At 38.5% G+C, this 12,531-nt stretch carries 13 protein-coding genes; 10 read left to right on the top strand and 3 right to left on the bottom strand.

Going from position 1 to position 12,531, the window contains the following annotated elements:
* The first annotated feature begins 52 nt into the window (after window positions 1-52).
* The 6 genes from AAFN64_RS01560 to AAFN64_RS01535 all read left to right on the top strand — a co-directional run bounded on the left by AAFN64_RS01560 (window position 53) and on the right by AAFN64_RS01535 (window position 6,134).
* Window positions 53-832 carry a patatin-like phospholipase family protein gene (locus tag AAFN64_RS01560; protein WP_300491047.1) on the top strand — a complete coding sequence of 260 codons (780 nt, stop codon included), beginning with the start codon at window positions 53-55 and terminating at the stop codon, window positions 830-832.
* A gap of 109 nt (window positions 833-941) precedes the next feature.
* Window positions 942-1,649 carry a UMP kinase gene (gene pyrH, locus AAFN64_RS01555; protein ID WP_300491050.1) on the top strand — a complete coding sequence of 236 codons (708 nt, stop codon included), beginning with the start codon at window positions 942-944 and terminating at the stop codon, window positions 1,647-1,649.
* 24 nt (window positions 1,650-1,673) lie between these two features.
* Complete coding sequence (frr, locus tag AAFN64_RS01550) at window positions 1,674-2,237, top strand: ribosome recycling factor (RefSeq protein ID WP_300491053.1); 564 nt, start codon at window positions 1,674-1,676, stop codon at window positions 2,235-2,237.
* A 162-nt stretch (window positions 2,238-2,399) separates the two neighbouring features.
* Window positions 2,400-3,833, top strand: coding sequence for an asparagine--tRNA ligase (asnS, locus tag AAFN64_RS01545; RefSeq protein WP_300491056.1), 1,434 nt, complete (start codon window positions 2,400-2,402; stop codon window positions 3,831-3,833).
* 195 nt (window positions 3,834-4,028) lie between these two features.
* On the top strand, window positions 4,029-5,492 hold the full coding sequence (rpoN, locus tag AAFN64_RS01540) for an RNA polymerase factor sigma-54 (protein WP_300491058.1): 1,464 nt from the start codon (window positions 4,029-4,031) through the stop codon (window positions 5,490-5,492).
* A 27-nt stretch (window positions 5,493-5,519) separates the two neighbouring features.
* Window positions 5,520-6,134 carry a hypothetical protein gene (locus AAFN64_RS01535; protein ID WP_300491060.1) on the top strand — a complete coding sequence of 205 codons (615 nt, stop codon included), beginning with the start codon at window positions 5,520-5,522 and terminating at the stop codon, window positions 6,132-6,134.
* On the opposite strand, the gene AAFN64_RS01530 is transcribed toward AAFN64_RS01535, so the two are convergent.
* Both AAFN64_RS01530 and AAFN64_RS01525 read right to left on the bottom strand, forming a co-directional pair.
* Entirely contained in the window at window positions 6,129-6,833 is a 705-nt protein-coding gene (locus AAFN64_RS01530; protein ID WP_300491063.1) for a porin family protein, read from the bottom strand. The genes AAFN64_RS01535 and AAFN64_RS01530 overlap by 6 nt on opposite strands.
* 74 nt (window positions 6,834-6,907) lie before the next feature.
* Entirely contained in the window at window positions 6,908-7,582 is a 675-nt protein-coding gene (locus AAFN64_RS01525; protein ID WP_300491066.1) for a response regulator, read from the bottom strand.
* Window positions 7,583-7,643: 61 nt separating this feature from the next.
* Here AAFN64_RS01525 and AAFN64_RS01520 point away from each other — a divergent pair, with 61 nt between their 5' ends.
* The 4 genes from AAFN64_RS01520 (at window position 7,644) to AAFN64_RS01505 (ending at window position 12,303) form a co-directional block, all read left to right on the top strand.
* Complete coding sequence (locus AAFN64_RS01520) at window positions 7,644-8,393, top strand: LytTR family transcriptional regulator DNA-binding domain-containing protein (protein WP_347759066.1); 750 nt, start codon at window positions 7,644-7,646, stop codon at window positions 8,391-8,393.
* A 296-nt stretch (window positions 8,394-8,689) separates the two neighbouring features.
* The gene (locus AAFN64_RS01515; RefSeq protein WP_300491072.1) at window positions 8,690-8,941 is read left to right on the top strand and encodes a hypothetical protein; all 252 of its coding nucleotides are present in this window, start codon (window positions 8,690-8,692) and stop codon (window positions 8,939-8,941) included.
* Between the two features lie 173 nt (window positions 8,942-9,114).
* Window positions 9,115-11,088, top strand: a complete 1,974-nt coding sequence (locus AAFN64_RS01510; RefSeq protein ID WP_300491075.1) for a tetratricopeptide repeat-containing sensor histidine kinase — start codon at window positions 9,115-9,117, stop codon at window positions 11,086-11,088.
* A gap of 267 nt (window positions 11,089-11,355) precedes the next feature.
* On the top strand, window positions 11,356-12,303 hold the full coding sequence (locus AAFN64_RS01505; protein ID WP_347759065.1) for a tetratricopeptide repeat protein: 948 nt from the start codon (window positions 11,356-11,358) through the stop codon (window positions 12,301-12,303).
* A 45-nt stretch (window positions 12,304-12,348) separates the two neighbouring features.
* On the opposite strand, the gene AAFN64_RS01500 is transcribed toward AAFN64_RS01505, so the two are convergent.
* Entirely contained in the window at window positions 12,349-12,483 is a 135-nt protein-coding gene (locus AAFN64_RS01500; protein ID WP_347759064.1) for a hypothetical protein, read from the bottom strand.
* Window positions 12,484-12,531: the final 48 nt, after the last annotated feature.

Below are 12,531 nucleotides of genomic sequence, written 5' to 3'. Positions count from 1 at the left end.
AAAGTAACAATCCAATGGACAAAAAGTGTAACTTTATCTTTTTACAATAAAGATGGATTTACAAACGAAGTCAATCGGACTGATCCTTTCCGGTGGCGGAACCAAAGGACTGGCGCATGCCGGAGCGATAAAATTTTTAGAAGAAAAAAACATACGGCCAATCCATATTGCCGGAACCAGTGCCGGTTCGATTATCGGAACCTTATATGCCTGGGGGAAATCACCCGAAGAGATTTTGGAATTTTTTAAGTCGATTTATTTTTTCCACTGGAAACACTTTACGTTAAAAAAAGCCGGGTTGATCGATTCGGAATCCTTTAAAAAGTATTTCAGTTCCATTTTTGAAGACGCTACTTTAGGCGATCTGAAAATACAAACCCATATTACGGCTACCGATATGGTAAAAGGGAAACTAAAAATTTTTAGCCCCGACACCAAGATTGTCGATGCCATTCTTGCTTCCTCCTCTTTCCCGGGCGTAATGTCACCCTATGAAATTAAAGGCAATATTTATAGTGACGGTGGTATTTTAAATCATTTCCCAACCGATGTACTGCAAGGTCGCTGCGATACACTGATTGGTGTCTATGTGAGTCCGATTCAGAAAATCGAAGCCAAAGACCTCTCGTCTATAAAAGCGGTGACTACCCGTGCTTTCGATCTGCTTTCAGCCAATTCGAATATGCAGAAATTTAACAACTGTGACTGGGTAATCGAACCGGAAGAATTATCCATTTTTAGCACTTTCGAAACCAACAAAATCCGGATGGAAGCGATTTTTAATATCGGATATGAGGCCGCAAAGAAATCCTATCTCGAATTGAAATTATAAATCCAATCCTTATTCTTTGGGCGCTCCCGGCTTGTTTAAGAAATATTTACGGACTTCGTTTTAAAAAAACAGATAATAACTATATTTGCACCACTAAACAAAACTTGCAATGAAATACAAAAGAATTCTTTTGAAACTAAGTGGTGAAGCTTTAATGGGAGAACGCCAATATGGTATTGATCCGAAAAGGTTAGCCGAATATGCTGCTGAAATCAAACAAATCCATGACAAAGGTGTTGAAATCGCTGTTGTTATTGGAGGTGGAAATATTTTCAGAGGTGTAGCCGGAGCCAGTAACGGAATGGATAGAGTTCAGGGGGATTATATGGGAATGCTGGCGACCGTTATCAACGGAATGGCGCTACAAGGCGCTTTGGAAGAAGCCGGAATGCAAACCCGTTTACAAACTGCTTTGAAAATTGAGGCTATTGCCGAACCGTATATCAAAAGAAGAGCGGTACGTCATCTTGAAAAAGGACGAATCGTAATCTTCGGTGCCGGAACCGGTAACCCGTATTTTACAACCGATACCGCAGCTGTTTTAAGAGGTGTGGAAATTAATGCCGATGTAATCCTGAAAGGTACCCGCGTAGACGGTGTATATACTGCCGATCCGGAAAAAGATGCCAATGCCGTGAAATTCGATTATATTTCTTTTGACGATGTATTGAAAAAAGGATTGAATGTAATGGACACTACCGCTTTCACGTTAAGTCAGGAAAACGAATTGCCAATTATTGTTTTCGACATGAACAAAGAAGGTAATTTATTAAAAGTTTGTGAAGGAGAAACTGTTGGAACAACAGTAAATATTTAATTTTGAATTATAAAAATTAGTATCATGACCGAAGAAATTAATTTTATTTTAGATAGTACAAAAGAATCCATGAACGGTTCTATGGATCACCTTGAAAAAGCATTTCTGAACATCCGTGCCGGAAAAGCAACACCTCAGATGTTAGGTGGTGTTTTTGTAGATTATTACGGATCTCAGACGCCACTTTCGCAGGTTGCCAATGTAAATACACCGGATGCGCGTACGATTACCGTTACGCCATGGGAGAAAAACATGTTACAGCCTATCGAAAAAGCGATTATGATTGCCAATCTTGGTTTTAATCCGATGAATAATGGTGACAATATCATCATCAGCGTTCCTGCACTAACCGAAGAGCGTCGTCGCGACCTGGTAAAACAAGCAAAAGCAGAAGCGGAAGATGCCAAAATCAGTATCCGAAATTCCCGTAAAGAAGCGAATACCGATATCAAAAAATTAGAAAAAGACGGAACGTCCGAGGATATCTGTAAAAGTGCCGAAGAAGACGTTCAGAAATTAACGGACATTTACATTAAAAAGATTGACGAGGCTTTGGTTGCAAAAGAAGCCGAAATCATGAAAGTATAAGTAAAAGATCCGCTCAACAGCGGATTTTTTATTAGAACGGATTTGCAAACCTATTTTCATTTTAAATTAAAATAAGAAGCTATCTTTTTGACAGGCTTTTTATTACCTTTGCGGGCATTGCAAATTTTTTTTTCACTTAAAATCAATATAAAAATCATTACAATGAAGCACACTAAAGTTAAGGACCTGCTAAACGGTACGAAGACATTGCATGAAGTAAAAGCAAAAGGTTGGGTTAGAACATTTAGAAATAATCAGTTTATCGCGTTGAATGACGGTTCTACGATAAATAATATTCAGTGTGTTGTTGATTTTGAAAATACTCCGGATGACATCCTAAAACGAATCACTACCGGTGCAGCCGTGAGTGTTACCGGTACATTGGTAGAAAGCCAGGGTGCGGGACAAACGGTGGAAATCCAGGTAACCAAACTGGAAATCTTAGGCGATTCCGATCCGGAAAAATATCCGATGCAACCGAAAAAACACTCGTTGGAGTTTTTACGTGAAAATGCTCATTTACGAATCCGAACCAATGCTTTCGGAGCGATTATGCGCGTACGTTCGACTTTATCATTTGCCGTACACCAATATTTTCAGGAAAAAGGATTTTTCTATGTAAATACGCCTATCATCACCGGATCGGATGCTGAAGGTGCCGGAGAAATGTTCCGCGTTACCGCATTGCCTTTTGACGGTACACCAAGAACGGAAGAAGGTCAGGTTAACTTTAAAGAAGATTTCTTCGGAAAGGAAACCAATTTAACCGTATCCGGTCAGCTGGAAGGAGAAACCTATGCGATGGCTTTAGGTCAGATCTATACTTTCGGACCAACTTTCAGAGCTGAAAATTCGAATACTTCGCGCCATTTGGCCGAGTTCTGGATGATCGAACCGGAAGTAGCGTTTAACAACCTGGCGGATAACATGGATCTGGCCGAAGATTTTATCAAATATGTGATCAAATACACGGTGGACAAATGTGGTGATGATCTGAAATTCTTAGAGCAACGTTTACTGGATGAGGAGAAATCAAAACCACAGGCCGAAAGAAGCGAAATGCCGTTATTGGAAAAATTAAGCTTTGTAATGGACAATAACTTCAAACGCGTAAGCTATACGGAAGCTATTGATATCCTAAAAAGCTCCAAACCAAATAAAAACAAAAAATTCAACTATATCATCGACGAATGGGGTGCCGATTTACAAAGTGAGCACGAGCGTTACCTTGTAGAGAAACACTTTAAATGTCCGGTAATTTTATTTGATTACCCAGCAAAAATCAAAGCATTCTATATGCGTTTGAACGAAGATGGAAAAACGGTTCGCGCTATGGACATCCTATTCCCTGGAATCGGAGAAATCGTAGGTGGATCACAACGGGAAGAGCGTCTGGATGTCTTATTACAAAAGATCGCCGACCTTGGAATCGATGAAAAAGAATTGTGGTGGTATCTGGATACCCGTCGCTTCGGAACGGCCGTTCACAGTGGTTTCGGACTTGGTTTCGAAAGACTGGTATTGTTCGTAACCGGAATGTCAAATATCCGTGATGTAATTCCATTCCCAAGAACTCCGCAAAACGCTGAATTCTAATTCTGGAATCGTTTATCAGTCAGGTCACACTGAAAATGTGTTAATTTCGGTTTCACATCGCAGTACCTGCTAAACTTATACTAACCTTTGCCGAATTTTTTTTATTTTTGAAAATAATAATTTGGCAAAGGTTACTTTATTATAGCTGTATCCCACAGCTCTGGATTAACCCAAAACCGAATACACAATACAAAAATGCTTAAACAACATTTACAGCTCAAATTATCGCAAAAGCTATCGCCTCAGCAAATCCAACTGATGAAGTTGATTCAATTGCCTACACAGGCTTTTGAACAACGTCTTAAGGAAGAACTTGTGGAAAATCCGGCTTTGGAAACCGGAAAAGAGGATACTTTGGAGCATGATGATTATGAAGATGATAGCTATGACGAATACGACGATTATGACAACGAACGCATTGATGCCGACGAGATCAATATCGACGAGTATTTGAGTAACGATGAAACGCCCGATTATAAATTACAAGCCAATAATTATAGCGACGACGATGAAGATCGCAGTCTTCCGTTTGCCGCACCGGTGAGTTTTCATCAGGATTTAATCAACCAGTTAAATACGTTTATTCTTTCCGACAGCGAACGCGAAATTGCCGAGTTTTTAGTCGGAAGTATTGATGACATGGGATATATCCGACGTGATATTCAGGATATCGTAGACGATATGGCTTTTACGCAGGGAATTTATACCGACGAGCAAAATGTGGAGCGCATTCTAAATATTATCCACGAATTGGAACCGTCGGGCGTTGGCGCACGCGATCTACAGGAATGTTTGTTATTACAACTTCGCCATAAAACGCCAACCGAAGCCATCGAACTTGCGATCGACATACTCGAAAACCAGTTTGATGCGTTTACCAAAAAACATTACGACAAATTACTTCAGAAATACGATATCTCGCAGGAACAACTCCGCAAGGCGATCGACGAAATTGAAAAACTAAACCCGAAACCGGGTGGTTCGTTCGATACGAATTCCCGTACCGTAGAACATGTGGTTCCGGATTTTTCGATCCGCCTAATCGACGGTGAACTGGAACTTTCCCTAAACGGAAGAAATGCACCGGAATTACACGTTTCCAAAGATTATCAGGAAATGCTGCAAACCTATAAGGAATCGCGTGAAAAATCGAATTCCCAAAAAGATGCCGTGCAGTTTATCAAACAAAAACTGGATTCGGCCAAATGGTTTATCGACGCCATCAAACAGCGTAACGAAACCTTATTTGTGACGATGAACGCGATCATGCATTACCAACAGGAATATTTTCTTGATGGTGATGAAACCAAGCTAAAACCGATGATCTTAAAAGACATCGCTGATATGGTTGGTTTGGATATTTCGACCGTTTCCCGTGTGGCCAACAGTAAATATGTTGAAACACCTTACGGCACAAAACTGATCAAGGAATTCTTTTCGGAAGCAATGAAAAACGATCAGGGTGAAGATGTTTCGACCATCGAAATCAAAAAGATTTTGCAGAATGTAATCGAAGAGGAAGACAAAAGTAAGCCACTTCCAGACGATAAACTGGCGGAAATATTAAAAGAAAAAGGCTATCCGATTGCCCGAAGAACGATTGCCAAATACCGCGAACAACTGGATATTCCGGTAGCGCGTATGCGAAAAAAAATATAATTGCCCGTCATAAAACCAAGCGACACCATGGATTTCAAAAAGATTTTCCCGTTATTTTCTTATTTGTTACATCCGCTGTTTATTTCGGTTTATGCCGCGTTGTTTTATTTTTTTGTTACCCGGAATTATTTTTATCCGCATGAAATCTACCTGATCCTGTTTCAGGTGGTTATTCTGACGTTATTTTTACCGGTGTCGACTTATTTTCTATTAAAATCACTCGGATTAATTCGCTCGGGGATTATGTTATCGGAGAAAAAAGAACGGCGCTTACCTCTGGCTTTCCAGGCTATGTTTTTTCTGGTACTGATCGAACATTCGCTCACCATGCTTCCGATACCGGAGTTGTATTTTTTCTTTTTGGGCGCTTTGATCAGTTCAGTTATCGCTTTAGTCCTACTACTCTTCCATTTTAAAGCCAGTTTGCATATGGTTGGCATTGTTGGCATAACTCTTTTTATCATTGGGATTTCGATGCATTACCATATCCGGTTTGTAAACCTGATTGCTTTTTCAATATGCAGTATCGGAATTGTCGCGTCGTCCCGTTTGTATATGAACGCCCATTCGATGAAAGAGATTGTCATCGGAATACTGGTTGGCGCTTTACCGCAAATCGGATTGTGGTATTTCTGGTTATAGAATGTAGAAAATCACCAGAAAGCTAAAAACATTCATTTTAATTCTTTCACCATCGATCTCACCCGATTTAAACAATGGGTTTAATCCATAATACGCGTAAGCATTAAACGTATTATATCCAATTCCAACATAAGGTCCGTATTGGATTTTATTCAGATCGGAATTATTAAATACTTTGATTTTTTCGGTACTTCCGGTATACACCGATTTACTATAGAGCAGGTAACTAAACTTAAATCCGGAATAGATCCTCCAGAATTTATGACTTTCCGGTGTCGATGTACGCCAACGCACTTCTATCGGAATGTCCAGATAATGCATTTCCAGTTTATTTTTTTCGAAATCGGAACTGATGGAGTAATTGGCAATACCGTCTATTTCTTCAATTTTCATGTTTTGACGAAGACTGTTAAATGAATAACCAATACCCGGCGCTATGGCAAAAGTACGTTTATCGTTTAGTGGAATATCGCGGAGAATACCGGCACTAAGTCCCAGTGAAAAAGAGTTTTGCGAAAAGCCACGCGGACTGTTTCGCACTAAATTATAAGCAATACTGATATAAAACTGGTCTTCCCGGTATAGCGAGTCTACTACGACAACTTTCTTTTCTTCTTCTTTTTTGACCGTTTCTTCGGTTTGTGCCCAAAGACCAACGGGAAGGATTAATAAGAGATATAGCAGGCCAACTTTAATCATACTTTACTTATTTCTGTACTAAAGTAGTAAAAACTAGCTTTACTTTTATTTATTGTCCGGAATCTTTTAACCGTTTAAATCAGTCCGATCTTTTTGGCTTCTTCGATCAACTCCTTGTCGCCGCCTTTGGAACGCAGCAACTGACTTTTGATATTGGCTTTACGTTTTTCCAGTGCACTCATCGACAACGGAATATAGTTTGGAAGATCGGCCGTTTTTACACCTTGAGAAATCAACAACAGGATCTGACTATCGATCGAATCCCATTTGATGTTTTTCATCATTAGCTCTTTCAAGGCATTGGAAATCGTATGACTGGCAAAGGTTTCGCCTCCGTAGATTTTTTCGAATACGTTTGGAAACATTTCAAAGTTGACGTCACATTTCGAAATAAAAGCCTCCGGATTTACCTTGTTCATAATCTTATCGATCAGTACCGGTTCGTTGTGCATCGTTAACAGCGCAATTTTACACTTTGGAAATTTCTCGCGAATCAACAGTGCCAAATCCACTCCGGATTCGATGTTCATTTCTTTATAAGGCGGCAAACTAATATCCAGGTAAGCAAAGTCGATATCCTTTTTTAACCGGGAAAAGTTCATAATAGTCGTATAGGCTGCTGTACAATTATGAGCCGTTGTAAAATTAAGCGTCAGTTCTTCGGTATTAAATTCGGAAAGCAGGTTGATATAACCATCTAACGTCATTGGATGATCATCTACTAACAGAATATTTATTTCTTTGGCCATACAATTTTTTTCTATTACAAATCTAACGAAAAAGTACGGAATATCCGTAAAACAATTTCAGATGAAAGCAATAGCTTGCACTAAAATTAAAGTTGTGCATTATCCGTTTTTGCTAATCGATGACGATGAGAAGGTAGCCAAGAACATTTTGGAAGTTTTTGAAGATTTTGAAGACTTTCTTTGCCTTGGTGTGATTAAGACTAAAGAAGAAGCCATTAACCGGATATTGGAATTAAAACCAAAACTGGTGTTCATTGAAATTGCTTCTAAAAAACCGGATTCGGATTTGTCGTTCGCTATTTTATCCGAACTAAACGAATTTCTGGAAGAATTACCCTATTTTGTGGTACTTACTTCTGATGAAAGTCATGCATTTGAAGCCATTAAAAAAGGGGTTTCGGATTACCTTTTAAAACCTTTAAGCCAGAGCGAGTTACGAAAATGCCTGCTTCGCTTTCAGAAAAAAAATCCGGTTAAAGAACCAGAAACTATTTGTGTAAAATCGTACGGTGATTATCAATTTGTCCATTTAAAAGACATTACGCATTTAAAAGCCGACAATAATACCACCGATATTTACCTTAGCTCCGGTCAGAAAGTGAGTGCCTACAAAACGCTAAAACATTTTGAAAGTTTACTTCCTTTCTACTTTCTAAGGGTACACAACAGTTCGATAGTAAATATTAATTATGTTTCCCGTATACATTTGGGAAAATTGAAATGTTATTTAAATAATAATGAAATTTCCATACCTTTCTCCAAATCGTATAAAGATAACATCGATACCATTATAAGGCGAATTTCATCTTAGCAAAAACCTATTGTTTACACGTAAAAATGATGCATCCACTAACAAACGCCTTACAACCACTAAATACACGATTAATGATTACCAAAACAGCTTGTTCCTTATCTAATTTTGTAACTGTAATAATGACGGAACAATTTAAAGCTTTAAACAATTACTAAGATGAGGGAACATGGACACATGACATCTTTAGTAATACTGGTAAGTAATCCCAACTTTCAGCAAAAAAACAAATCAAATACCACTACACCACAAAAATGTTGTAGCGACCCCATTTCTTAACATTAAAATATTTTTTTATGAAAAAAGCTCTTTTTATTTTGACACTTATCATTGTTGGCGGATTAACATTTTCATGTTCAACGGATGAGTATGATGTAACACAAGAAACCAGTGCCCGAAAATTCAATACTAATGACGATATGATGCGTGGTACTGCTGCCGATTCTACAAGTATGCTTCCGAGCTATACTCCAAACTCGAATACAGAGCCTATTAGTCCTAATCTTGACGATAACGGAGGTGGTACACTTAACCCTCCAAAAAGATAATACAAAACGAAACATTTTTTCGGCCTAGGCAATATAAGTTGCGATATTAACTTATATTGCCTAGGTTTTTTATATTATTTTTGAACAATCCCTAATTCGCAACGATTTTGAACGCCCCGACATCGAAATTTATATTTTGTCTGATCCTTTGTTTTCTGATGTTCTCCTGTGAGATGAACAAAAAAAGTGACATTGCTGTTTCGGATAAAAAAATAAATGCGCTGTTTAAAGACGCGAACAACAATCAGAAATCCCTATCGAAAAAGAAAGCAGTACTGGATTCGATTTTTCACGAAATTTCGCTTCGCAAAAACGATTCCATCACACGGAATTTTCATTTTCAGTTGGCAGATGAATTTTATCGTCTCAATGATTTTCACACCTCCAGAATCATCAGTGAAGAAGCCTTTAACCTGGCTAATGATGCCAAAGATAGCGTTGCCACTGCAAAAGCACTTTATTATATTGGCGATTGCTATGAACCGATAAAAAAAGATAGTGCCTTCTATTACTATCTTCAGGCCGAAAAAATATACCGTCGCATAAAAGACACCGAAAACGTTGGTCGTATGCTATTGTATAAAGGCGGTATCCTTTACAGTGAGGGCAACTACATCGAAAGTGAAATCGAGGCCAGCAAATCGTTACAATTGCTCAACAAATCCGGGAATTATAAGCTTACTTATAGTGCTTATAACATTCTTGCCAATTCCCTTCAGGGATTAAACGATTTTAATGGCGCCCTGAAATACCACGAACTGGCTTTAAAGGAATACGACAAACTCAAACTTAAAGAAACCGATCCAAAAGTGATTCTTGGATATTATATCCCAACACTGAACAATATCGGTTATATGTACGATAAAATCGGAGAGCATCAAAAAGCGATCAAACAATTCCAGAAGATTATCGCGATTAAAGACCTTCGTAAACTTTTCCCGGAATATTATGCCGCGACACTTAGTAATCTTGCGTATTCCAAAATGAAAGCCGGTGATTTTAAAGATCTGAAAGAGATGTTTTACGAATCGATTCATCTTCGTGACAGCCTGGGAAATCAGGCCGGTGTTGCGTATAGCAAGGTACAGTTGGGCGAATTTTACCTCATCCAAAAAGACACTTTGCAGTCGATCGTAACGCTTAAAGAAAGTTACCAGCTTGCTAATGACACCAAAAGTTATTACGAACTATTGCGTTGTTTAAAACTCCTGTCCAAAATTGACACCAGTAGAAGTCAGCAGTATTCCGATGAATATATTGCCGTGAGCGACAGTTTACAGAAAAAGGAACGTGCAACCCGTAACAAGTATGCCCGTATTGCCTACGAAACGGAACGATTGGAAGAAGAAAACGAAGTTTTAACCAAACGAAATCTGTATATATTACTTGGTGCGGCCTTTTTTATTTTTGTGGTAACCGCTTTAGGAATTATTCGCCATTTAAAAGCCAAAAACAAAGAACTTCAGCTAATCCAACAACAACAGGAAGCCAACGAAGAAATCTACCACCTGCTTGTAGAACAACAGGAAAAAGTCAATACCGCCAAAGAAGAGGAAAAGACCCGGATTGCCATGGAATTGCACGATAATATTATGAATAAGATCTATGGTGTTCGGATGAACCTTGGATTTTTTAATAATAAAGCCGATGAAAAGGCAACGGAAAAACGAAAAGAATACATTCTGGAACTTCAGAATATTGAAAAGGAAATCCGTACAATTTCGCACGACCTAACCAAAAACTCCTATTTTGAAGAGCGCAATTTTACCGAACTGCTAAGTTTTCTGATCAAGAATCAGGAAAATATTAACACCACGGATTTCCACTATGAAATTGACGAAAACATCGACTGGAATACGGTTCCAAATACAACCAAGATCAACATCTACCGTATCGTACAGGAAGGCATCCTGAACATCAACAAATATGCGAATGCCAAAAATGCGTTTGTAACCATTACACTTACCGAAACCGGTAAACTACAACTAATCGTAAGTGATGATGGTGCTGGTTTTGACCTAAAAGTTGCCAAAAAAGGAATCGGTATAAAAAACATGACCGAACGTATAACGGCACTAAAAGGCGAGTTAAATATCAAATCCAGTATTGGAAAAGGAACACAGATCGAAGCTATTTTCTCACTCTAAATCGTACTGATAGTATTGTAATATTACTGTCGGCTTCCATCACATCCTCTTTTTTTGAATGAAAAACAAGGAAGGAAATATCTTTTACTCCAATTCACATTGTTACAAAACAAACAATATTTTAATTTTTATAAGAAAATACTTAAATTTTGTAAAATCATATCCAACAGTAAAACAGATTATTAGTTTCAATATATTTGTCTTTAGCAATACTTTTTAGCTATCGCTATAAAAAATTATTATTTGATCAACTAAAATAACAATTACATGTCATTTTTTAAAGGATTATTTGGCAAAAGCACTCCTATTGTAGAAGACAAAGCCTTCACTATCGACTTTGAAGACGCTTTAAAACGCTATATAGGCGTTACGGATGGCGATGTCGAATATGAATTCAAAGATCAAAAAGGGAATGTAATTCCTCCTTCCCATGCTTTTGAAGGTGCTTATAACCAATGGAAAGGAATACAATCGGCATGGGATAAACGCGGTGTTATTTTTGCAGCACTCGATTCGATTTATTTTCACCGGATCCCGAAAGCGCAGGTAATCGAACGCTTTGTGATTGACCGTTATCCCGAAAAAGCATTGCAATTTGTCGCGGCCAATTTAAACGAAGCAGATTATAGCGATCCTGAAATATTGGCATCCTTAGCGAAGTGTCATTTTATATTGTTAAACTTCGAAGAAAGTATTGCACTGGCACAAAAGGCTCTGGAACAGGATAGAGACAACAAAAAAGCAAAAATTGCTTTAGCGGATTCCTTTCACTTAACCGGCCAACATGAGGAGGCGCATCAAATCTATCAGCAACTTTTAGAAAACAGTTTGCGAAACGAATGGAAAAGTGATGAGATAAATGTGCTACAATTGGTCGATTTTAAAAATGATATTATCAACTCATCGGTTTATGCTGTCGCCATACTGTCGGTTCCGGAGGCTGATGAAACCATCTGGAATAGCGTTGCGGAAGAGTTTTACTACTGTCCGTATTTTAGAAGTCAGCATGCTTTTTGGTATATCCGAAGCGGAGAAAGTCTAAAAGGTGTCGTCAAATTACTCGCCACAGCCGAAGAATTCCCTTGGTACCGGGATGCGGTTGTTAATGCCAGAAGTAGTATCTTGCAATTCCGGGAACAAATGCAATCGGACGATTTATGGGAAGACAAATTGCAGTATTTAACTGAAATCATGCAAAAGAATAATTGGAATTAAATCATACTCCTTCTAAAATAGATCGACTAGTAGTTCGTCACTTTTTTAGGAGGAGACAATCTTAGTACTTGCCTCTGCTTGCGTTGCGCCGGCATTACCTCCTATAAACCATAGCGGTAACGAACCAAAAGCTAAAGCATCCTCCTCTGTGGCGGTAGGCGTTCCATTTAGGTTACGCATGCTACCATCCTGAACGCTTCTTCCCTGTTAAAAAATACTTGCCCTTAA

The organism is Flavobacterium sp. CAU 1735 (genome assembly GCF_039888695.1).
Lineage (GTDB): Bacteria > Bacteroidota > Bacteroidia > Flavobacteriales > Flavobacteriaceae > Flavobacterium.
The sequence above is the reverse complement of the archived record's forward strand: the minus strand, read 5'-3'. Positions and strand labels throughout refer to the sequence as shown.